General features: G+C 55.6%; 1 protein-coding gene. It reads right to left on the reverse strand.

Translation table 11 applies throughout. The features are described from left to right. A partial coding sequence (locus EOA22_RS37990) for a hypothetical protein (RefSeq protein WP_164756366.1) occupies positions 1-419 on the reverse strand: 419 nt, incomplete at both ends.

Below are 419 nucleotides of genomic sequence, written 5' to 3' on the forward strand. Positions count from 1 at the left end.
CCACCTCACCGTCGATGCGGCTGACGGATCGAGCGACGCCCGCAAGACAAAGCTGGTCGAAGCCAACGAAATTATCCTGGCTTGCGCCAAAGCTGGCGTCCAGGTGGTCTCCAAAGCCCAATTGAAAGGCAATGACCTGCTTATTGCGGCCGACGTCAATGCCGTTCCCCCGGCCGGCATCGAAGGATTGGCCGTCAATGCCAATGGTGATCCACTCGATGCGGCAAAAGCTGTCGGCATTGGTCCGCTTGCCATCGGCAATGTCAAATATAAGGTCGAATTCGGTCTCTTCAAAAGAATGATCGAATCCGAAAAGACGATCACGCTCGGTTTTCAGGAAGCGTTTTCCCTTGCACGCGAGATTGCCAAGTAACGCCGGATCTCTTTTGATCGCGGCAATTTCAGGCCGGGGGCTGGCC

The organism is Mesorhizobium sp. M7A.F.Ca.US.014.04.1.1 (assembly GCF_003998745.1).
Lineage (GTDB): Bacteria > Pseudomonadota > Alphaproteobacteria > Rhizobiales > Rhizobiaceae > Mesorhizobium > Mesorhizobium ciceri.